Genomic DNA, 18,922 nt, shown 5'->3' with positions numbered 1-18,922 from the left:
CCTTGGCCCCGCCGGTGACGATCGCAACCTTGTCCTGTACCAAAGCCGTCACGCCGCAACTCCCGTTAGTGGCTCGCTCAGGGCACGGTCCATGTCCATGCGTTCCTGGCAATAATCCTGTGTGAAGACATAGCCGCGGATGGCGCCATCGCCGTCGCGGAACAGATATTTCAGGCCCATCGCGTCGTTCGCCGCTTCCTCCCACGCACCCGCCACGCCCTGCGGCGCGGGCAGCAGCACGACGGGGCAGGCGGTCGTCTTGACCTGCACTGACAGCGGCGGAAAGCGAATGTCGGTCGGCGTGCCCAGCGCGCTGGGCGCGATCGCGCGCGCGGCAGCCATGATCGGCGTGACATAGGCGGCCAGGCCGCCGGGATATTGGGCGCAGTCGCCGATCGCATAGATATCCGGGTCGCTGGTGCGGCCGGTCTGGTCGACCAGGATGCCGCGCTCCACGTCCAGCCCAGCATCCTGCGCCAGTTGCACATTCGGGCGCAGGCCAACGGCGGACAACACTACGGCGGCCTCCACCACCAGCCCATCGTCCAGTTCCGCGCGGATGCCACCGTCAGCTTTGTGGATCGCCATCACTTTGCGACCCAGATGCCATTCTACGCCCTTGGCGCTCAGCGCATCGCGGATGCGTGCGCCCACTGCGAGCGGCACCAGTTGCGCCAGTGGATGACCGAGCATGTCGACCACGACCGGCCTATAACCGCTCGCCGCCAGGTCATTGGTAAATTCCGTGCCCACAAGCCCGCTGCCCATGATGAGCACGCGCGCGCCGTCGGGCAATTTTTCACGAAATTCCCGATAATGGTCGATGCTATTGACCGCCATCGCCCGGTGGGCCGCATCGCCGTCAATTGGCGGCCGTATAGGGTCCGCCCCCAGGGCCAGCACCAGCCGGTCGTAAAAGATCGGCCCGCCGGTGGTCAGCACCGCCTTGTCCTGCCGGTCGATCGCCTCGACCACCCGCCCGGCGCGCAGGTCCAGCTTCAACTGCGTCGCCATTTTCTCCGCCGCCGTGGTGACCAGCGTATCGGCCACCTTGCCCTTGGCTAGCGCGGTGGACAAAGCGGGCTTGGAATAGAAATGCCCGTCATCCTGCGTCACCAAGGTCAGCCGGGCGTCCGGCGCGAGTTTGCGCAACTCACGCAGGACGCCATAGCCGGCCAGACCGCTGCCGATCACTACAATATGCGGGGAGCCTGTCATCGCCATCGCCCCGTCAGAGGAAGATCGCGAAGTTGGACATGCCCAGCGTCGATTGGTCGACGATGATTTCGCGCACCGCCAGCTTGTAGGCGCCATCGACCCGCCGCCACACATCCCGCCGCTCGGCCGTGATCGACTCATTGTCCGGGTTATCGAACCGGCTGCGCTCGACGTACAGATAGCTCACAACTTCATATTCGCCCGCCGTGTCGCACTGGGCAATACGGACATTGGTGACGAAGCGGCGCGTGCGCGACGGCGGATCTTCCGCCCAGGCGCTTTTCGACAGGCGCCCGGTCCGCATCAGGATCGACGCATAATTCTCGTCGAAATGCTTCATCGTGCGCACGACGTCGCGGTCCTTGTTGGGACCGTTGCGGGTCAGGCGCAGGGGCGCTGTATAGACCAGATCCTGCTCCAGATAGGCGACCCAGTCGTCGAACCGGCGCTCGTCAAGCGCCGCCGCCTCGTCATACAGGGTTTCGAGCAGGCGGTTATAGACCTCCGAACCCAACGGCACGCGCTGGATGGATACCAGCCCGCGCATGACGCTGGTCTTGTCGATCGCGGCTGTCGCGTAGTTCACGGTCATGTTGTGATCCTCTCTCTTCGCGTCGCTCAGGCTTCGGCCATCAGGTCATAATAGGCCGACCACCAAGCCCATTGCGTGTCGTCCTTGGTAAAGCCAGGATAGAGATCACCCCCGCCGACCCAGCCTTCGGGCCGTTCATGGCCATGCAGCGCCTGATATTTCAGCGTCATGGTCTTGCTCATATGCCCGCGCGAATTGCGCATGATCTGCGGCCATGTGTCGGCGTCGTCCTGCTCGATCGTACCGGAGGTGCCGGTGGACCAGATCGCATTCTGGAGCATGTCCCGCTTTACGTCCTCCGGCGCATCCTTCTCGGCGAAGATGAAGTTGATGAACTCCACCTTGTCCGGTCCCTTTGGAACATAAGTGTGTAGCGAAAGCGCGCCCGACGCGCCGCCATCCATGCGCGGCGCAAAGATGAAGGCGATCAGGATATTGGGGAACATGCCGCCGACCTGCGGAGGGATGGTCGCCAACTGGTTGACCTGCGCTTCCGACAGATTCTTGAACAGCTGCGGGATCATGTCCTTGGTGACGCCCGGCGGGGTGAGCAGGTTCAGCCGCTCCTCGGTCGTCTTACCTTCGAAACTGATGTCGGCAAACATCTTGAAGGTCTGCGCCGCTTCCAGGCAGCGCAGCGTGTGCCCCTGCGGCACCGAGATATCGACGCCATACATGCCGGGCGCGGTGTCGTAGATCGACTCGGCCGTGCCGCCCATGATGCCGCCTTCCATCAGCGACCGGTGCAGCGTCAGCGTGTGGAAACCGTCCGAACCCGACTGTTCGCCGGGGATCTTCCAGTTGCACGGCAGCACGAAGCGCTGCGGGGGGCCAAGCATTTCCAGGCCATTGTCGGTACGGCAGAATAGCTGATCGAGATAGAATTTCGCGTCGCCCAGATAATCCTCGAACGACAGATCTTTGCTCCATGTCGCAAAGATCAGCCCGCCATAAAGATGTACCCGCGCCTTTTTCAGGCCCAGTTCGTCCTTGCTGTGGCGGTTGCCGTGCATCTGTTCCTTTTCGATCGGCGCGCCGATGAAGCTGCCGTCGGAACGGAACGCCCAGCCATGATAGATGCAGCGATGCGCGGCGGCATTGCCCGCTTCGGCGGTGCACACCTTCATGCCGCGATGTGGACAGACGTTGAGCATGACGTGCACTTCGCCGTCGCGTGCCCGCGAGACGATCACATTATCCTCGGCCATGTCGCGCATGACATAGTCGCCCGCCTTGGGAATTTCCGACTCATGGCCCAGCAACAGCCAAGTCCGCGCGAAGACGCGCTCCATTTCCAGTTCGTATAGTTCCTTGTCGTTCATCACCCGCAGCGACACTTCGTTCATGTCGCGGTTGATGAGGTCGTCGAGCGTGGTCCCATCGCTCAGAGTCAAACCGGCCTTGTGCAGCATCTTCCTCTCCTTGGAAAATCCATCGTGAGTCGCGTTATACATATTGAACTAAATCTGTTCAAGTTGTAATGTTGCTCCATAAGGAGAGGATGATGAGCCAGACGTTGAAGGTGGTAATCGATAAGGCAGCTTGCTGCGGCTATGGCGTGTGCGCCGAAATCTGCCCCGAAGTATATAAACTGGATGCCAATGGCATCGTCTATGTGGAAGACCCGATCGTGCCGGCAGGTCTTGAAGACCAGGCACGCGAGGGAGCGGAGGCCTGTCCCCAGGCAGCATTGGCGGTCGTCGACGCCTGATTGGCTGCTGCGTATCCCATGGCTGAAGGCTCTGCTCGTTGGGCCGGCGAGGAACCTGCCGATAGGTAGGTTCCTCGCCGCCGGTCACTGCGGCACCAGCGCGGCCATGGGGCGGCAGGAAGGATAGAGGATGACCGACGCAAGGGACATGCTGTTCACGCCCGTCAATGTGGCGGGCCTGCGCCTGCGCAACCGCTTCGTGATGGCACCGATGACGCGCAACTTCTCACCGGGCGGCGTGCCGTCCGATGGGGTCGCCGCATATTATCGCCGTCGAGTTGAAGCGGACGTAGGCTGATCGTGACCGAAGGCATCGGCGTGGATCATCCCGCCGCCCTCGGTCGCGAATCCATGGGCGGCGGCGCGTCGCCGCTCCTGCATGGCGACGCAGCGCTGGCCCGTTGGCGCGCCATTGTCGCCGGGGTCCATGCTGCCGGCGGGCTGATCGTCCCGCAGCTCTGGCATCAGGGCGTCATTCGCGTGCCGGGCACCGGCTATGATCCGCAGGCACCGTCGGCCCGGCCATCGGGCATCTGGGGGCCGACGGACAGGGCGATGGTGCCGCCTGATTATCTCGAGGCAGTGCGCGCGCCCACGACGCCGCTGACCGACAGCGAAATCAGCGATATCATCGCCGCCTTCGCCCGCAGCGCGGCCAACGCCCGCGCGGTCGGCTTCGATGGCATCGCGCTGCATGGCGCCCATGGCTATCTGATCGACAGTTTCCTGTGGCACCGCACCAATCTGCGCGATGACCGCTGGGGCGGCGACGCGGCCACCCGCGCGCTGTTCGCAGCGGAAGTGGTCCGCGCCGTCCGCGCCGCGACCGCGCCCGACTTCCCGATCATCTTCCGCTTCTCGCAATGGAAATTGCAGGATTATGACGCCCGTAGCGCCCAGACCCCCGATGAACTGGCATCGATGCTGGCCCCGATCACGGACGCCGGTGTCGACGTCTTCGATGCCAGCACGCGCCTGTTTTCGACCCCCGCGTTCGACGGGTCCGCCATGGGCCTTGCCGGATGGATCAAGCGGCTGACTGGCAAGCCAGTGATTGCGGTCGGTGGCGTCGGCCTCAGCAAGGATCTGCAATCCTCCTTCGCCCAGCCAACGGTGATGACCGATAATCTGGATTTGGTGGTGGCCCGCATGGCGCAGGGCGAATTTGACCTGATCGCCGTCGGCCGCGCGCTGCTGATGGACCCCCACTGGGTCCGCAAGATGCGCGATGGCGGCGCGGTCGATCCGTTCCGGCTCGAGGCTTACGCCACGTTGGATTAATGCGTGTCCGCGGCGGCATAGACCTGGATGCGCGCCATGTTGGTGCGGTCCGACTGCGTCGCCATGTACCGCACGGCATCAGCCACGTCGCCCGGCTGCATTGCGGCGATGAAACTGTCCCAGGCGGGCTGGCCGCGCGCTTTCATGTCCTCGAAAATCTCCGTGTTGGTGGTGCCCGGCGCGACGATGCCGACTTTGACCCCGCTTCCGGCCAGCTCGACGCGCAGGCAATCGGTAAACGCCTCCAGCGCCCGCTTCAGCCCGCCATAGACGCCCACGCCCGGCGCGATGATGTTCGCGCCGATGCTGGATATGTTGATGATCTGGCCAGTGCCCGCCGCCTTCATCGACCGCCCGAACAACGTGCAGGTCCGCACCACCGCTTCATAATTTAGCGCGATCATCGGTCGTAATTGGTCCAGGTCGAACTGATCGATCGACGCGGCATGAAGGATGCCGGCATTGTTCACGAGGATGTCGGCGCGCCCGAACTGCGCCATCACCCTATCATGCAGGCACTGCGGCGCGCCCGCCTCGGCCATGTCGGCAACCAAGGGCAGGCAGTCGGCGCCAAGGTCCGCCGCCAGCGCCGCGAGCCGATCCGCCCGGCGCGCCACCAGCACCAGAGTCGCGCCCGCGCCCGCCAACGCATGCGCCGTAGCTGCGCCGATACCCGACGACGCACCGGTCACGATTGCAATCTTCCCCGTCAGACTGGTCATCGCATCTCTCCTTCATCCATTGTCAGACGAGGCGGATCAGCCGCTTGCCGTCATTTTCGCCGCGATACAGCCCCGCCAGTGCATCCGCGCAGGCTTCGATCCCGTCCAGTATCTCTTCCCGCCACGTCAGGCGGCCCTCGCCGATCCACGCGCGCAACTGCGCCACGGCATCGCCATAGCGGTCCATATGGTCGAAGATGACGAACCCCTCCATCCGCGCGCGCTTGACCAGCAGATGACGTTCGACCCGCGGCCCTTGCGGCCACGGTTCCCAGCGATCGATCGACGCCGTGCCGCACACCACGACCCGGCCCTTCATGGCCAGATGCGGCAGCACCGCGTCGCTGATCGCGCCCGCCACATTGTCGAAATAAATGTCGATCCCCTCCGGCGCGAGCCGCGCCACCGCCGCGCCGACATCTTCCCCGCGATAATCGATCGCGCCGTCATAGCCGAAATCGTCGACGCTGCAGCGCGCCTTCTCCGGGCCACCGGCAATGCCGATCGTGCGGCACCCCAATATGCGCGCAATCTGCCCCACCGCCGATCCGACGGCCCCGGCGGCCGTGGACACCAGCACCGTCTCGCCCGCGCGCGGCTGGCCGATCATCGTCAGCGCCAGATAGGCGGTCACGCCGTTGATCCCCAATATGCCCAGCGCCGCGCGCATCTCCGCCGCGCGGGTGCGCTGCACCACCTGGTCGGTCGAAACGCAGGCGTAGTCCTGCCAGCCAAACCAGCCAGTGACATGATCGCCGACCTGGTAGGCCGCGTCGCCCGACGCCACCACCTGTCCCGCCGCCAGCGCGCGCATCACCGAACCGATAGCGACGGGCGCGGCATAACTGCCGCTATCAGCTATCCAGCCGCGCATCGCCGGTTCGACCGACAGATAATGATTGCGCACCAGTATCTGGCCGGGACCGGGCTGGTTGATCGGGCCGGGCCGGATCGCGAAATCGGCTGCCTGCGCGATGCCGGTCGGCCGCGCGACCAGAATCACCTGGCGGTTGGCCTCACCCATCCAGCCCGGCCTTGACCATCGTGAATTTCCGCCGCGATATGCGCCATCCTGCCGATGTGCGGATCAAGCAATCGTCATAATAGCCGGTCGCCCGGTGGGTCACGCCCTGAATCTGGTCCATCAGGATGGCGTCAACATAGCTGCGCGCGACGATTTCGTCGTTACAGCTTTCCACCACGATATTGCTGATCCGGTGCAGCGTCGCCCCCATATGGCGGTGCGCGCCCTCCATATATTCGGTGATCTGGCGCGACCCGCGCCAGCGTCCGAAGCTGCCATAATCGGCTTCGCAATCGCGCGCGAAGCAGGTGCGGAACAACGGCCAGTCGCGGGTGTCGATCCCGGTCGCGTAGCGCAGCAGCAAATGGTGGATCGCCCGCTCGTCATCCGCCGTAAGCAGCGCCCTGCGCGTCAGGCTGCCATGTGCTGCCATTCTGATCCTCCCTCATGTCGTTGGACAGCATAGGGAAGGGACGGCCGATCTTGCCCGCCAAGCGATAGGATCGAGCCGCCGGCCGATCATTTCTTTGGCAGGGCATAGGCGATCAACTGGTCGCTGGAGCCCGACAGCATTGCGCCATGGCCACCGGCCGCGATCACCACGAATTGGCGTCCGCTGGCGTTGGACCAATAGCTGCTGGGCGACGCATTGCCGCCGGCGGGCAGGCGCGCCTTCCACAGCAGGCGGCCGGTCGCTGTGTCATAGGCGCGAAACGCATGTTCCTGGGTCGCGCCTATAAACGTCAGGCCGCTGGCCGTTGCCACCGATCCGCCGATATTGGGCACCCCCATCGGAATCGGCACGAAGGTCGGCAGCGCCAGCGGCCCGCTGTCGCGCGATGTGCCAAGCAGGCGACTCCACACCATCTTGCCGGTTTTCAAGTCCACAGCATTGATCCGGCCATAGGGCGGCTGCTGGCAGGGAATGGCAAGCGGCGATAGGAACGGTGCGATCTGCGCGGCATAGGGCACGCCCTGTTGCGCTGCGGGGCCACCGACATCGCCCATATGGACGGCGTTCATCGGCTTGATGCCGCGCCGGTCGGCCTCTGCGCGCGGGATAAGGCGGTTATAATTGCCGACCTGGTTGTTGTTGACGATCATCAGTCCGCGCCGGGGATCGACCGATACACCGCCCCAGTCGATCCCGCCCAGATAGCCGGGCCAAGTGATCGTCGGATGCTCTGTCGACAGCGGCGTCATGTCGCCATCGAACCGCGCCTCCCTGAATCGGATGCGGCAGATCGCCTGGTCGATCGGGGTCAGCCCCCACATGCCCTTTTCCGTCGGACGCGGTCCGGTAAAGCTGGGGATGGCAACCGAATAGGGCTGAGTTTTTGACAGGCGCTCGCCCGGCATCACACCCTGCGGCACGGGACGTTCCTCAACCGGTAGGATCGGCTTTCCGGTCACGCGGTCGAGAAAGAAAATTTCGCCACGCTTGGTCGGCTGGAGCAGGCCGCGCACCCCGCCGGGCAGATCGACCAGCGTGGGCTGGGCCGGCACGTCATAATCCCACAGATCATGATGCGTCGTTTGGAACGACCATCGCACCGCGCCGGTCATGCCATCCAGTGCAATCACCGAACTGGCGTAGCGATCATCGTTGGCCGTCCGGTGCCCGCCGAAATAATCGGGCGTGGCATTGCCGGTCGGCACATAGACCAGGCCCAGCGTCTCGTCCGAACTCATCGGCGCCCAGCTATTGGGTGTGCCGGGCGTGAAGGTCGCGCCGGCCGGCGGCAGGCCATGGTCGTCGGGGCGACCAATGTCGAAAGCCCAGGCGAAATCGCCGGTGACGGCGTCGAATGCGCGCACGACGCCGGACGGCTCCCTGATCTTCTGCCCGTCCGTTACCCAGCCGCCCAGTACCAGGCGCCCGCGCACCAGGGCGGGGGGCGACGTAACGAAATAATAGCCCTTGTCCACCTGGCCCAGCCCTGTCTTCAGGTCGACCTGTCCGCCGCGCCCGAAACCTGGGCAGGGCCGCCCGGTCGCGGCATCCAGCGCGATCAGCCGCGCGTCGAGCGTGGCGGTAAAGATGCGTTCGGCGCAGGCCCCCGTTGCGCCGGGCACGCGATAATAGGTTACGCCCCGGCACACCAGGCCATAGACCCCGGCCAGATCCGTCTTGGGATTATGCCGCCACAATTGCCGCCCGATTTCCGGGTCCAGCGCGATAACGTCATTATTGCCCGCGCACAGGAACAGGCGGTTGCCGACCTTGATCGGGTTGACCTGAAAGGCTGTGCCCTGTTTGCCGTCGCCCACCTTGCCGGTGCGATAGGTCCAGGCCGGTTGGAGGTTGCCGACATTGGACGGGCTGATCTGTTCCAGCGGGGAATAGCGCGATCCGCCTCGGTCGTTGCCATAGGCGATCCAGTCACCATCGGCCGCACTGGCGGGGGCCGGACCCCATATCCGACTCGCCGCGGCAGGCGTGCGATCGGCCCAGAACGCCAAGCCGATACTTGCCCCGACGATCAGCGCCAGCGCGGGCCACAGCACGCGTTCGCCCGGCAACGGGGTGGATCGCCCGACGTGGCGCCGATAATAGGGGGTCAGCATATAGAGGCCAAGGCACAGCGGCATGGCCAGGCGCGGGGCCAGCGCCCATCCGTCCAGCCCTACCTCCCACAAGGCCCAGGCGAGGTTCGTCGCCAGAAAAGCCCAGAACAAAGCGATCGACAGCGGAGCCCTGCGCCAGCCCAGCAGCGCGACGGTGACCATGACCAGTCCGGACGCAAGATACCAAGGCGATCCGCCCAGCAACAGCAGCCGCCCGCCAAGCCAGACAAGGCAAAGCCCGGCCACGGCAAGCAGGATCAGGAAGGCGGCATTGAGGAAGCGTTGCATGAAGGCACCTTGGCGCACGGGGGCAGGGAAGAGGGCGACGGATGCGATCAGGCAGGCAGTTGCGCGGCCAGCCAGTCGGGCACGTTCATGCGATAGCATTTCTGTTCGTACAGGCGGCTGATCCGCCATCCCGCAGGCGTGCGGACATAATCATGGATATACCACAGGCCGAAAACCAGCGTGTCGGCGTTCGTGCCATCGCTGACGGTCATGGGATTGATGCAGACGGTCTTGGTCTGCGCGCGGTCGCCATCGATGTTGTAGCGGGTGGTCGATACCCCGTGCTGGAACGCCAGGATCGGCGTCAGGCTGCTCGCCAGAAACTGTTTGATCTCGGCCAGGCTGCCCGAAACGCCGACCATTTCGGAATAGTCGATCACCGCGTCGGTTGTGAAATACTGGTCCAGCGCATCCCAGTCGCGGCCGTCGACCGCGTAGCAATAGCCCACGATCAAATCCTGTATTTCGAACCGGTCCGACATCTCCTGCACAGTCAGCATCACCCACTCTCCCTCATTCTATAGAATGATCGATCGCACAGGCCGGTTGGCCGGCCGCCTTTCGTTGGGTAGGTGTCGAAGGGATGGCGACAGGGGATGAGGCGTTACCGCAGGCACATGTCAGCGGGCCAATTTGCCTCAAGCGTTTATCTAGGAGAGTATAAATGGGTCTAGCCCCGTTCACCGAAGCCGATTTCGTCCTGTCCGCAGAGACACGGGCTGAAATCACTGCCGGGCTGACCGACAGCCAGGCATACATGGTCAATCACTGGATGGACCTGCACGAAGTCATCAATCGCGGTGACTGGGACGGAATGGATGCCTTCTTCAATACCGACACCATGACCTATGACAATCCAAACCGGCCGGACCTGGGTACTTATCATGTCTGGAAAAGCTCGCCGCAGGGCCTGTACACCACTTTCCCGCCCAGCATCTATCGCACGCTCAAGGCGTGGGGCCGGGGCGACGATGAAATCTGCGTGCTGTGCCATCACCATGGCAAGCATACCGGCGGTCCCTATATGGGCGTCCAGCGACTGGCAACGAACTCAACGTCCTGTGGTTCTCCTGGCTGCGCTTCCGCGACGGCAAGATCGACCATATCTATTCGATCTCGGACGTGCTGACGATGCTCAAGGATCTGGAAGTCATCAAGGTGCCCCAGCCCGTCGATCCCTATAAGTAAGTAAGCCTTGCCCCGGCCGCCTTCTGAGTGGCCGGGGCCATATCTTCATCAGCCGATGGCGCCGATATGGTCGATCCACTGGTGCAGCATCGTCCAGCCTTTCAGCCGGGTCGATGCGAAATTATGACAATGGGCCGCCTCCGCCAGCGTCGTCAGCGTGACATGGCGCGACCCGCGATACCCCACCGGTTCGGCATGGGGATCGGGGCTGACGTCGATGTCGGCAAAATGCAGATAGACCGGCGCGGCGATCGCGGCAGCCTCCGCCGCAACGCCGCCGGGCATGATGGCCAGCCGCCCATAGCTGTTGGGCGTCAGCGACGCCCGCGCATCGTCGGCTGCGATCACCGTTTCGGGCACGTCTGCTGCATGGAAATAGCCGTGCATCGCCGCGCGATTGGCCGCGCCATAGCCTGGCCCTGCCACCTGTGCCCCGATGGCGGATCGCACCTCGTCCGACATGGCCAGACCGATATTGGTAAAGCCAAGTACCGCGACCTGATCGAAACTGGCCCATTGCGCCTGTTGCACGATCGTCAGCATCCCGCCCATCGAATGGCCGATGCCGGTTATCCGCCGCGTGCGCCCCTCGATATGCGCGCCCCATTCCCCGACCTCCATCCGTTCCAGAACCGCCGCCAGCGCCAGATGATGCGCTTGTGCGCCGACATGGGGTGTCAACACATCTTCCCGGCCCGGCTGGCTGCTCTCGCCCATACCCAGCGCGTCCAGCGCCAGCACCGCCTTGCCCTGTGCCAAGCAATGATCGACGAAACTATAGCCCGGCCAGCCATCAATCTGCGCATCCCAATACCAGCGGCTATAGGTGCCGCCGTGCAGGCAGACGAGCAGGTCGATCGGGCCATCGGGCAGTCTGTCGGGTATCGCCAGTGTTGCCGCGATCTGGATCGCTTCGCCGAAATCGACCGCAGTTTCGACGTGCAGGGACAGTGTGAACTTCGGCATGGATCGCTCTATCCGTTCAAAGGCTGAAGCCGCCATCGACGATCAATGTCTGGCCAGTAATGTAGCGCGCACGCTCCGACGCCAGGAAGGCGACGGCCTGCGCAATATCCTCGCCATCGCCAAAGCGCTGGAGCGCGATCCGCTTGCGCTGCGCTTCCCAGATGGCGGGCGTGTAGAGGGTGGTGAGAAATTCGGCCCCCAGTCCCGCGTTGATGATGCCGGGCGCAACCATGTTCGCGCGGATGCCATAACGGCCTTCCTCTTTCGCAATGGCGCGGCCCAGCGCCTCGATCCCCGCCTTGGGCACCGAGGACAGGGCATCGCCCGGCGGAAAGCAATAATTGGCGACCGACACAACCGATACGAAATTGCCGAAAGTCTGCGCGCGGAAGTGGGGCAGGGCGGCGGCGACGATGCGGGTAAAGCCGATCAATTCGACCTCGATCACCTGCCGCCATTGATCCTCGCCGATCTGACTGACGAAGGGTTGGGCAATGTCCACACCGCTGGCGAAAATCACCGTTCCTATCGCACCGAACCGCGCCTTGGCCTCAGCAAAGCCGCTCTGGATGCTGGCCATGTCGGACAGGTCGCAATGGACGGCGATCGCTCGGTCCTGACCTCCGCGCAGCGTGTCGATCACCGCCCGCGCCTTGTCCGCGCTAGAGCGGTAGCCGATCGCCACGCCATCCCATTCGTCCGCGAGTCGACGACAAATGATGCCGCCTAGCCCGCCCGTACCGCCGACGACAAAGGCCGCACCCCGGTTCATAGCGGCAGATACGTGGTCAAATGTCGGAGCAGCCGTTCGGCAAAGGCATCATTATGGTCGCCGGTGAACATATGGCCCACACCATGCGCGACCTCGACCTCCAGATGCGGGGTCAGCGCCTGAAACTGGCGGACGCTCTCGTCCGACACGATCTCGCTCAGTTCCGCCTTCACCAGAACGACCGGCGTGGTGACGCGCATCGCGGCCGCCACCAGCGCTTCGCCTTCGGATGGCGGATGCAGAAATTGCTGCGAAGTCGTGCGCGGATCCCAGTGCCAGAACAGCCGCTCGCCATCTGTTCGCATCGCCTTGGCCAGGCCCGACACATCGGCCACACGTGGTTGGCCCAGATGGCGGTGCAGCGCATCGGCGGCCTCGTCCAGCGACACGAAGCCCGCTTCACTGGCGCGGAAGAAACCGCGTATCTCCTCCACTCCGGCGTCGTCGATATGCGGCGCAACATCGGCCAGCATGATGAGGCGCACGCGATCGGGATGCCGCGATCCACCGACCAGCGCCGACTGCCCGCCCCGTGAGGCACCTACCAGCGCCATCGGACGGCCGAGCGCCGCCAGGATCGCCTCGACATCGCGGCCATAGGCTTCCAGCAGATAATCGCCATCGCTGGCCCAGCCGCTCTCACCATGGCCGCGCAGGTCGAAGGTCAGGCCGTAATAGCCCGCCTGCGCTACCCGCCGCGCCGACCCGGCCCAGGACCGGCGACTTTGTCCGCCGCCATGGAAGAAGCAGACGGGCGGCGCGGCCGGGTCGCCATAGGCGTCCGCCACCATCGCCACGCCGTCGCCCGGCAGGCTGATCCGGGTCGCGGACATCATGCCGGGCACTCCGTGCTTATTCGGCGGCGATCGGCGGCGCGATTTCGGCGAAGCACTCATGTTCGCCGGGACCGGCATAGGCGAACTTGCCCGGCGCATGATGCCATTTGCCGTCGTTGCGGCTTTCGTAGGGCGACGCCACTTCGATCATCGCGCCATGCGTACTCTTGTGGCCGATCCAGCTCCACTTCTGCCAGGTCATGTCGGGGTCGTTATGAGTCTGGCCGCCGCCCGGCAGGTGCAGCCCTTCGGCCCGCAGCTTCTCCATCGCACCCGGCACATCGTCGGTCGAATAGCACAGGTGATGGACATGCTCGCCCACCTTGTCCAACCGGTCGCCCATCGGCGTGCCGGGGGCGGGCTGGATGAACTGGATTTCCGTGCCGCCATCATTGACGAAGGTCGCCCATTTCATGCCGGCGTCCGCACCGCTGGAAAATTCGTCATATTTGACCAGACGCTTTTCTAGGCTGGCGGGGTCCAGCACGCGCAATATCTTGGTCCAATCCACGATCGCGGTGTCCAGATCGCGCACGACCATGCACACATGGGCAAAAGGTCCGCTTGGCATAATCTTATCTCCTTGGATTTTTTAGATTTCTATCGTCGTCGTGCCGGAATTGACGGTGCCCCGTCCCTCGACATCGAGTGTGAATGTGCACGCGATGCTGTTGCCGTCGATCGCTGCGACCGTGCCGGTTACGGTCGCACGGTCGCCGCCATAGACATTGTCCAGAAACCGCGAATCCATCGCCTTGATCCGCCCGCCTGGGAAGGCGCGCATCAGCATGTTCATCATATAGGCGACATTGGCCGGTCCCTGGTTGATGACCCGGTCGCCCAGTCCCTTGGCCTTCACCACCTCGACATCCAGATGGATGGGATTGGGGTCGGCCAAGAAAACCGCCCATTGCTGCATCGCTTCGGGGCTGACGCTCTCGATCGTGAAGGGCGGCAAGGCGTCTCCGACGGCATAGCTCATGCGGCGAACTCCTTGCGCGGCAGCACCCAGACGTTATCGGTTTCTAGAACCTGCATTCCGTCCAACAGATGCAGGCGCAGGCGATAGGTCAGCACGTCCATCACGCCCAGCTTGCGGCTGCGCTTGCGGATCAGGCTCAATATTTCGCCCGTGACCTTGTAGCTTGTCCCAACCATCAGCGGCGCGTCGAACTTGACGCCGCTGCTGCCCATCATCGGACCGTCATCGACGTCGAACTGGCAGGCTTCGCACACGCCCGCGACGGTCTTGCCCATCGCAACCTGCGTGGCGACATAATAATAGATCGGGTGGGCAGTGCCGTCGCTGGCCGGTTCGATCCCGGTGGACCGGCACAGCGCGGCATTCTCCTCCGCGCTGATCGTGAAGACCGTCGTGCCGTCCAGCGATATGCCGGCAGCGTCGGGAGCGGGGGGCAAAGTGTCGAGATCGCTCATGGCTGGTCCCTAATAAGAGCGCGGCAGGCCGAGGCTTTCGGCGATCGAGTTGCGGACCATTTCGTTGCTGATCGGGGTCATCCGCAAAATCCGGTGATCGCGCCAGTAACGCTGCATGTCGGTTTCCGCCGAATAGCCCATGCCGCCCAATATCTGGATGCCAAGGTCGGCGGCCTTCACCGCATTTTCGGTCGCGACCATCTTGAGCATGTTGGCCTCAACACCGCAATTCATGCCGTTGGACTGCATCCAGGCGACATTGTTCAGCAGCAATTCGGTGCTCTTCTGCCAGGTCGCGATATCCGCTACATAATGCTGCAACACCTGGAACCGCCCGATGATGCCGCCAAACGCTTTGCGCTGGAGCATATAGGCCAGCGCATCTTCCAGCACCCCGTCGATTGCGCCCAGGCACTGCGCGCCCACCATGATCCGCTCATTGTTCAGCGTCGGCAGCATCGCGTACCACGCCTGGCCCGGTTCCCCCAGAACATCTTCGTCGGGGACGAACACATCCTCATAATGAACCTCGCACGACCCCATCGCGCGCATCCCCAGCTTTGGTAACAGCGACGCGGTGATGCCCGGCGTCTTGGCATCGACGAAGAACATGGTCAGGCCATGATGCTTCTTTTCGACTTGTCTGTCGGTGCGGGCCAGGACGAGCAGGCGGTCGGCCGCCTTCGCGCCGGTCGTCCACATCTTCGCGCCGTTCAGCTTCCAGCCGCCATCGACCTTTTCCGCGTGGGTCTTCATCGCGCCCAGCACGTCGGTCCCGCCATCGGGTTCGGTCATGGAGAGCGACACGCGCAGCTTGCCTTGCGCCATCGGCCGCAACCAGCGGTTCTTCTGTTCTTCGGTGCCGACCGCGCTGATCGTCTTGGCCCCGCCAAAGGATGTCAGGCCCCAGACCCACAGCAGCCCGCCCGCGGTCCGTGCAAATTCGCGCGCGAAGATCATCTGCATCATGACGTCGCCGCCCAGGCCGTCATATTCCTCTGGTATGCCGATGCCGAAGAAGCCCTGCTCGGCGATCTTGTCCCATAGCGCGTAGGGGTAATTTTCCTCGTCGGCCTCCAGCGCGCGCATCCAGTCCTTGGGCGCCTCAGCATCGACCCAGCGGCGCACGATATCGCGAAAGGCCTGCTGTTCCTCGGTGAGCGAAAAATCCATTATCTTTCCTGTTCTCTTTGCCCAACTATTAGGCACTTGTCAGGGTCTTTGAGAACCTATCCTCTTATAGGGTCGAGCGATTGTAAAATTGAAACAGTTGATCCACCATCATACCCAAATGGGCGGGAATGGGATTTTGTTCGACTGGGTCTCCAGTCTCACCGATGGTATTGATGGCAATACCCAATGGTGTCGGCCAGCCGCGCAAGGCATGAGTTATGACACGCAACTGTTGGAGTGTGGCGACTGCGGCTTGCCACCCCGCCGCCGTGGCAATGCAGCCTACCGGCAGGCCGTCAAAATAGCAACGATCATCCCGATTCATATCTTCAACATAATCCAGCGCATTTTTCACAAAGCCGGAAATCGCACCGTGATAACCGGGCGATCCTAAGATGACTGCGTCAGCGGACCGCAGCGTTTCGACATAGGCGCTGGCAAGCTCAGATCGAACTGCATTTTCCGGCGAATAAAGCGGAAAGTTGATGGCATCGCCAGATAACAATGTCGTTCGCGCACCTCGTGTCTCGGCAAGGGCTAGTGCTTTGCGAAGCGCGCGCTCTGTTGAAGAGAAGGCGCGCAAGGTGCCGCCAATAGCCACAAAATGAAGTTGACCCATATTAGATCGACAATCCTCCTTCGACCGGAATGACCGAACCGGTGACATAGGCACCCGCGCGCGACGCCAGATAGATGGCCGTTCCGGCCAAATCTTCCGGCGTCCCCACGCGCCCGCGCGGCACCATGCCCTCCACCATTTTGCGCATCTCGTCCGACGCGATCACCGTCATCTCGGATTCGAAAAATCCCGGTGCGATCACATTGGCGATGATGTTGTCGCGGCCCAGTCGCTTGGCCAGCCCCTTGGCCAGCCAGTGGATTGCGCCCTTTGACGCTTGATAGGCGTAATTTTCTTTCGGCCCGACCTTCAGCGCGCCCACCGAGCCGATATTGATGAGCGAAGCTGGCCGCTCCGCCGTGCCGCCCGCGCGCAACAATGGCAGGAATTTCTGGAGGATGAAGAAGGGCGCCTTCAGGTTCAGGTCGATCACCTGGTCCCAGTCGTCCTCGCTATAATCGTCAATCGGCGCATCGGCCATCGTCCCGGCATTATTGACTAGCATGTGCATCGCGTCTTCGCGCGCAGCCACCTGCGCCACCAGAGCGTCGATCCCAGCAAGGGTCGACAGGTCGGCGGTCAGGCCGATGCAGGTGCCACCGGTTACCTCGCTGATCGCCTGCGCTGCCGCCAACACCTTGGCCTCGGTTCGGGCGCAGATATAGACCTTCGCCCCGGCCGCGGCGTAGCCGGTGGCAATATGGCGGCCGATGCCGCTCGACCCGCCCGTGACGAGCGCAACGCGGCCCTGCACGGAAAAAAGCGCGTCGATATTCATGACGCGCCCTTAGAGGCTGCGATCTTCAGGATCAGGTCGACCGTCCCTTCGGGATCGCCCACCAGCAGCGCATGATCGCCCGGATGGTCGTGGATGGTCCAGCCCAGCGCCCGCGCGCGATGATGCATCGCGGTCATGACGGTGATGGCCGCCGCAATATAATCGACAGGCTTGGTGATCGTTTCAGCCCCTATAGGAATGACACAGGATGTCGCCCGCATCGGCTGGTCGGTCAGATTATCGAGCAGCCATTGCTGCCGGTCAGCGTCCATCAGATGCGGGTGCGTCTTGGCCGCGTCCCGCTGCATCACATCTACGCCAGAGCCTATCGGCCCTTCGCCTGCCTCCAGCATCGCGTCCAGGCCAGCGAGTTGGTCTTCGGGTACATAGCCCATCAGCGACGCTATGCGCTCGCCTGAATGGGGCACGATGGCGTCCAGATAAATGACGCTGGCGATGCGGTCGCCCGCTTGCGCGATCACGCCCGGCGCCACCGTCCCGGCATAGCTGTGCGCGACCAGCACGACATCATGCAGATCCTCATAATGCAGGACGTTGACGATATCCTGCACATGGACCGTGTTGCCGACATGCCGGCCGGTCAGGTGCGCGCGCTCGCCAAAGCCGGTGAAGGTCGGCGTATAAACCCTGTGCCCCCGCGCTTCGAGCAGCTCGCGGACATATTTCCAGGTCCAGCCGCCCATGCCGCCGCCGTGGAGTAAAACAAATGTGGTCATGGCAGGTCAGCCTCCGTAGGTTCTGTGTTCTGGATGAATTCGGGGAAGGGGTCTGGCCCCCACAGGAACATGCTGTCTTCGGGCGCATGATTGGCTGATGGCCATTCGACGTCATGGGGAATGAAGTCGATGTCGGCCGAATATTCGCTGAAACTGCCCCATGGGTCGCGGACATAATAGAAATAATTGGCCCCCAGCACATGCTGGCCCACGCCCCAGTTGGGACCATAGCCCGCCCGCGCCATAGTCGATCCGCCAAGGCCCACTTCCATAACGGAGCCTACGTCCCAGCTATTATGATGCATCCCGCGTCGGTCCGACAGGACGAGTGCGAGCAGATGATGGTCGCTGCCATGCACGCCGTGCAGAAAGGCGACGCCCGGCTCGCTCTTGTCAGACAGGCGCAGGCCCAGCGTCTTTTCATAATAAGTGATGGCCGCGTTCACATCGGTCGTGAAGATCGCGAAGTGCGACAGGCGACGCGGATGGACCTTGGGTGCCTGGCTGTTGAGGATCGCGCCGGACTGACCGGGCGGGGCGCTAGCAAAGGAGAAATGGCTTTTTTCCGCCGGCGTCGCCTTGTCCGCCGGGCGGATATTGATCGGCAGGCCATCAAAGCCGCTGAACCAGATGCCCTGCGTGTCCGCACTCGTAGGCGCGTCGATATAGGTGACGCCACAGGCATCGAGATGCGCGGCAAACGCATCCATCTCGTCGGCATAGACGCCAAAGCTCAGATAGCGCAGTTGCTTGGCGCCCGCGCCCTGCGTGATGACGCCCCAGCGATGAAGATTGCCCTGTGTGAAAAGATGCAGCCCGCCGTCGCTCTCGCGCACGTCCAGACCAAAGAGGCTGTAGAAGCGGCGCGCGTCCTCCAGATCCGGGACGGCCAGCGCGAAATGGTCAATCGAATGGACGCCCAGTACATTGGCGCGCCGCCCGGCGATGCTCTTGTCGTTCATCCTGTCCTCCTTGGCATGTCGGGCGGCGGATCGTGCCGCCGCCCTTTCGC

21 protein-coding genes and 1 pseudogene are annotated in these 18,922 nt (G+C 63.3%); 3 read left to right on the top strand and 19 right to left on the bottom strand.

Annotation, left to right across the window (positions count from 1 at the left end):
* Positions 1-48 precede the first annotated feature (48 nt).
* Genes BF95_RS06745 through BF95_RS06735 form a run of 3 tightly spaced genes read right to left on the bottom strand, consistent with a single transcriptional unit; the run spans position 49 to position 3,222 of the window.
* Positions 49-1,218, bottom strand: coding sequence for an FAD-dependent oxidoreductase (locus BF95_RS06745; protein WP_043150328.1), 1,170 nt, complete (start codon positions 1,216-1,218; stop codon positions 49-51).
* Between the two features lie 13 nt (positions 1,219-1,231).
* Positions 1,232-1,810, bottom strand: coding sequence for a 3-phenylpropionate/cinnamic acid dioxygenase subunit beta (locus BF95_RS06740; RefSeq protein ID WP_043150268.1), 579 nt, complete (start codon positions 1,808-1,810; stop codon positions 1,232-1,234).
* 26 nt (positions 1,811-1,836) lie between these two features.
* Complete coding sequence (locus tag BF95_RS06735) at positions 1,837-3,222, bottom strand: aromatic ring-hydroxylating dioxygenase subunit alpha (protein ID WP_043150326.1); 1,386 nt, start codon at positions 3,220-3,222, stop codon at positions 1,837-1,839.
* Between the two features lie 92 nt (positions 3,223-3,314).
* Here BF95_RS06735 and BF95_RS06730 point away from each other — a divergent pair, with 92 nt between their 5' ends.
* Positions 3,315-3,521 (top strand): ferredoxin, encoded by a 207-nt coding sequence (locus tag BF95_RS06730; RefSeq protein WP_043150323.1) that lies wholly within the window; start codon positions 3,315-3,317, stop codon positions 3,519-3,521.
* A 169-nt stretch (positions 3,522-3,690) separates the two neighbouring features.
* A pseudogene (locus tag BF95_RS06725) lies at positions 3,691-4,802 on the top strand (oxidoreductase).
* Here BF95_RS06725 and BF95_RS06720 read toward each other — a convergent pair.
* From BF95_RS06720 to BF95_RS06700, 5 genes are all read right to left on the bottom strand, one after another.
* The gene (locus tag BF95_RS06720; RefSeq protein WP_043150266.1) at positions 4,799-5,524 is read right to left on the bottom strand and encodes an SDR family oxidoreductase; all 726 of its coding nucleotides are present in this window, start codon (positions 5,522-5,524) and stop codon (positions 4,799-4,801) included. The pseudogene BF95_RS06725 and the gene BF95_RS06720 overlap by 4 nt on opposite strands.
* A gap of 22 nt (positions 5,525-5,546) precedes the next feature.
* Positions 5,547-6,548: an NADP-dependent oxidoreductase gene (locus BF95_RS06715; protein ID WP_043150264.1), complete on the bottom strand. Its 1,002-nt coding sequence runs from the start codon at positions 6,546-6,548 to the stop codon at positions 5,547-5,549.
* Complete coding sequence (locus BF95_RS06710) at positions 6,541-6,981, bottom strand: nuclear transport factor 2 family protein (RefSeq protein WP_051519880.1); 441 nt, start codon at positions 6,979-6,981, stop codon at positions 6,541-6,543. The genes BF95_RS06715 and BF95_RS06710 overlap by 8 nt, the downstream gene beginning before the upstream one ends.
* Positions 6,982-7,067: 86 nt before the next feature.
* Positions 7,068-9,404 (bottom strand): membrane-bound PQQ-dependent dehydrogenase, glucose/quinate/shikimate family, encoded by a 2,337-nt coding sequence (locus tag BF95_RS06705; RefSeq protein ID WP_043150320.1) that lies wholly within the window; start codon positions 9,402-9,404, stop codon positions 7,068-7,070.
* A gap of 47 nt (positions 9,405-9,451) precedes the next feature.
* A complete protein-coding gene (locus BF95_RS06700) occupies positions 9,452-9,904 on the bottom strand; it encodes a nuclear transport factor 2 family protein (protein WP_235209600.1) in 453 nt (150 codons plus the stop codon).
* A gap of 164 nt (positions 9,905-10,068) precedes the next feature.
* Between BF95_RS06700 and BF95_RS06695 the strand changes: the two genes are divergently transcribed.
* Positions 10,069-10,533: a hypothetical protein gene (locus tag BF95_RS06695; protein ID WP_235209599.1), complete on the top strand. Its 465-nt coding sequence runs from the start codon at positions 10,069-10,071 to the stop codon at positions 10,531-10,533.
* Between the two features lie 107 nt (positions 10,534-10,640).
* Here BF95_RS06695 and BF95_RS06690 read toward each other — a convergent pair whose 3' ends face one another.
* The 11 genes from BF95_RS06690 to BF95_RS06640 all read right to left on the bottom strand — a co-directional run bounded on the left by BF95_RS06690 (position 10,641) and on the right by BF95_RS06640 (position 18,872).
* Positions 10,641-11,558, bottom strand: coding sequence for an alpha/beta fold hydrolase (locus BF95_RS06690; protein WP_051519879.1), 918 nt, complete (start codon positions 11,556-11,558; stop codon positions 10,641-10,643).
* A gap of 16 nt (positions 11,559-11,574) precedes the next feature.
* Entirely contained in the window at positions 11,575-12,330 is a 756-nt protein-coding gene (locus tag BF95_RS06685) for an SDR family NAD(P)-dependent oxidoreductase (RefSeq protein ID WP_043150261.1), read from the bottom strand.
* On the bottom strand, positions 12,327-13,166 hold the full coding sequence (locus tag BF95_RS06680) for an alpha/beta fold hydrolase (protein ID WP_051519878.1): 840 nt from the start codon (positions 13,164-13,166) through the stop codon (positions 12,327-12,329). The genes BF95_RS06685 and BF95_RS06680 overlap by 4 nt, the downstream gene beginning before the upstream one ends.
* A 16-nt stretch (positions 13,167-13,182) precedes the next feature.
* A complete protein-coding gene (locus BF95_RS06675; RefSeq protein WP_235209598.1) occupies positions 13,183-13,737 on the bottom strand; it encodes a VOC family protein in 555 nt (184 codons plus the stop codon).
* Positions 13,738-13,758: 21 nt separating this feature from the next.
* On the bottom strand, positions 13,759-14,148 hold the full coding sequence (locus tag BF95_RS06670; protein ID WP_043150258.1) for a MaoC family dehydratase: 390 nt from the start codon (positions 14,146-14,148) through the stop codon (positions 13,759-13,761).
* Positions 14,145-14,603: a hypothetical protein gene (locus BF95_RS06665; RefSeq protein ID WP_043150256.1), complete on the bottom strand. Its 459-nt coding sequence runs from the start codon at positions 14,601-14,603 to the stop codon at positions 14,145-14,147. The genes BF95_RS06670 and BF95_RS06665 overlap by 4 nt, the downstream gene beginning before the upstream one ends.
* A 9-nt stretch (positions 14,604-14,612) precedes the next feature.
* A complete protein-coding gene (locus BF95_RS06660) occupies positions 14,613-15,776 on the bottom strand; it encodes an acyl-CoA dehydrogenase family protein (RefSeq protein ID WP_043150255.1) in 1,164 nt (387 codons plus the stop codon).
* A 64-nt stretch (positions 15,777-15,840) separates the two neighbouring features.
* Positions 15,841-16,395, bottom strand: a complete 555-nt coding sequence (locus BF95_RS06655) for an NADPH-dependent FMN reductase (protein ID WP_043150253.1) — start codon at positions 16,393-16,395, stop codon at positions 15,841-15,843.
* Position 16,396: 1 nt separating this feature from the next.
* Positions 16,397-17,173: an SDR family oxidoreductase gene (locus BF95_RS06650; RefSeq protein ID WP_043150251.1), complete on the bottom strand. Its 777-nt coding sequence runs from the start codon at positions 17,171-17,173 to the stop codon at positions 16,397-16,399.
* Positions 17,170-17,910, bottom strand: coding sequence for an alpha/beta fold hydrolase (locus BF95_RS06645; RefSeq protein WP_081764057.1), 741 nt, complete (start codon positions 17,908-17,910; stop codon positions 17,170-17,172). The genes BF95_RS06650 and BF95_RS06645 overlap by 4 nt, the downstream gene beginning before the upstream one ends.
* On the bottom strand, positions 17,907-18,872 hold the full coding sequence (locus BF95_RS06640) for a VOC family protein (RefSeq protein WP_043150248.1): 966 nt from the start codon (positions 18,870-18,872) through the stop codon (positions 17,907-17,909). The genes BF95_RS06645 and BF95_RS06640 overlap by 4 nt, the downstream gene beginning before the upstream one ends.
* Positions 18,873-18,922: the final 50 nt, after the last annotated feature.

This window comes from Sphingobium sp. Ant17 (assembly GCF_000588875.1).
Lineage (GTDB): Bacteria > Pseudomonadota > Alphaproteobacteria > Sphingomonadales > Sphingomonadaceae > Sphingobium.
This window is presented reverse-complemented; position numbering and strand designations above follow the sequence as displayed.

Excerpts from the sequence above, each read along its gene's own strand:
- BF95_RS06745 (WP_043150328.1), bottom strand. The coding sequence starts at position 1,218 with ATGACAGGCTCCCCGCATATTGTAGTGATCGGCAGCGGTCTGGCCGGC.
- BF95_RS06740 (WP_043150268.1), bottom strand. The coding sequence starts at position 1,810 with ATGACCGTGAACTACGCGACAGCCGCGATCGACAAGACCAGCGTCATG.
- BF95_RS06735 (WP_043150326.1), bottom strand. The coding sequence starts at position 3,222 with ATGCTGCACAAGGCCGGTTTGACTCTGAGCGATGGGACCACGCTCGAC.
- BF95_RS06730 (WP_043150323.1), top strand. The coding sequence starts at position 3,315 with ATGAGCCAGACGTTGAAGGTGGTAATCGATAAGGCAGCTTGCTGCGGC.
- BF95_RS06720 (WP_043150266.1), bottom strand. The coding sequence starts at position 5,524 with ATGACCAGTCTGACGGGGAAGATTGCAATCGTGACCGGTGCGTCGTCG.
- BF95_RS06715 (WP_043150264.1), bottom strand. The coding sequence starts at position 6,548 with ATGGGTGAGGCCAACCGCCAGGTGATTCTGGTCGCGCGGCCGACCGGC.
- BF95_RS06710 (WP_051519880.1), bottom strand. The coding sequence starts at position 6,981 with ATGGCAGCACATGGCAGCCTGACGCGCAGGGCGCTGCTTACGGCGGAT.
- BF95_RS06705 (WP_043150320.1), bottom strand. The coding sequence starts at position 9,404 with ATGCAACGCTTCCTCAATGCCGCCTTCCTGATCCTGCTTGCCGTGGCC.
- BF95_RS06700 (WP_235209600.1), bottom strand. The coding sequence starts at position 9,904 with ATGCTGACTGTGCAGGAGATGTCGGACCGGTTCGAAATACAGGATTTG.
- BF95_RS06695 (WP_235209599.1), top strand. The coding sequence starts at position 10,069 with ATGGGTCTAGCCCCGTTCACCGAAGCCGATTTCGTCCTGTCCGCAGAG.
- BF95_RS06690 (WP_051519879.1), bottom strand. The coding sequence starts at position 11,558 with ATGCCGAAGTTCACACTGTCCCTGCACGTCGAAACTGCGGTCGATTTC.
- BF95_RS06685 (WP_043150261.1), bottom strand. The coding sequence starts at position 12,330 with ATGAACCGGGGTGCGGCCTTTGTCGTCGGCGGTACGGGCGGGCTAGGC.
- BF95_RS06680 (WP_051519878.1), bottom strand. The coding sequence starts at position 13,166 with ATGATGTCCGCGACCCGGATCAGCCTGCCGGGCGACGGCGTGGCGATG.
- BF95_RS06675 (WP_235209598.1), bottom strand. The coding sequence starts at position 13,737 with ATGCCAAGCGGACCTTTTGCCCATGTGTGCATGGTCGTGCGCGATCTG.
- BF95_RS06670 (WP_043150258.1), bottom strand. The coding sequence starts at position 14,148 with ATGAGCTATGCCGTCGGAGACGCCTTGCCGCCCTTCACGATCGAGAGC.
- BF95_RS06665 (WP_043150256.1), bottom strand. The coding sequence starts at position 14,603 with ATGAGCGATCTCGACACTTTGCCCCCCGCTCCCGACGCTGCCGGCATA.
- BF95_RS06660 (WP_043150255.1), bottom strand. The coding sequence starts at position 15,776 with ATGGATTTTTCGCTCACCGAGGAACAGCAGGCCTTTCGCGATATCGTG.
- BF95_RS06655 (WP_043150253.1), bottom strand. The coding sequence starts at position 16,395 with ATGGGTCAACTTCATTTTGTGGCTATTGGCGGCACCTTGCGCGCCTTC.
- BF95_RS06650 (WP_043150251.1), bottom strand. The coding sequence starts at position 17,173 with ATGAATATCGACGCGCTTTTTTCCGTGCAGGGCCGCGTTGCGCTCGTC.
- BF95_RS06645 (WP_081764057.1), bottom strand. The coding sequence starts at position 17,910 with ATGACCACATTTGTTTTACTCCACGGCGGCGGCATGGGCGGCTGGACC.
- BF95_RS06640 (WP_043150248.1), bottom strand. The coding sequence starts at position 18,872 with ATGAACGACAAGAGCATCGCCGGGCGGCGCGCCAATGTACTGGGCGTC.